This window comes from Pseudomonas sp. P5_B2 (assembly GCF_056400445.1).
The window spans coordinates 1-625 of record NZ_JBFULH010001405.1 but is presented as its reverse complement, the minus strand read 5'-3'; the positions used below and the strand labels follow the sequence as shown (position 1 = coordinate 625).

At 49.8% G+C, this 625-nt stretch carries 2 pseudogenes; both read right to left on the bottom strand.

The features are described from left to right. Nucleotides 1–315 (bottom strand): annotated as a pseudogene (locus AC1DRJ_RS31490) (hypothetical protein); the annotation flags it as partial. Continuing rightward, nucleotides 299–625 (bottom strand): annotated as a pseudogene (locus tag AC1DRJ_RS31485) (three component ABC system middle component); the annotation flags it as partial. The pseudogenes AC1DRJ_RS31485 and AC1DRJ_RS31490, both read right to left, overlap by 17 nt.

Here is a 625-nt window from a genome sequence, read left to right as displayed (position 1 = left end):
ATCGTCCTCAGCGACAGCCATGTAGAAATCGTTCGCTCCTTGGCTACCGCCAGGACTGCGCCTAGCAACGATGTATTGCGTATCTAGAAGACGAATTTTCAGTCCAAACCAATCGACCGTATTACGAATAATACCGATGGGGATCTGGCATTTCGTTGCGCCCAATACGTAGTCAATGATGTGGACGATTGAGGACTTTCCTGTGCCGCTCAGGCCATAAATTATATTGATTTTGCCTTCGGCAAAAGGGATGACCCGAGGCTCAAAATCGGGGTTAAGAGGCCACAGGATTACGGCGTCAATCGTGAATTTCATTGGGAATACCGAACAGAAGCTTGTATAGGTTTTCGGTCGACTCAGTAGAAAACCACTTCGCCAGCCTTTGGACGGTTTGCAGCATTGATGGAGGAATCGACTTCTTAACGCCTCTTGGCCATTGTTCCATGAGTATTTTAAAATTCCCGAAACCGTCCTGCCCGCTTAACTTTCCAATCAAGCGTGAGGAAACAGCAAGATTCAGACCCTGCAGTGTGCAAGGGGTATGGGCCTCAACACGTTGCCGCAGATCGACCTTTAGTATTGGCGTTTCGCGCAGCACAGCTGCTATGGCCGAACGCGCGGTGCG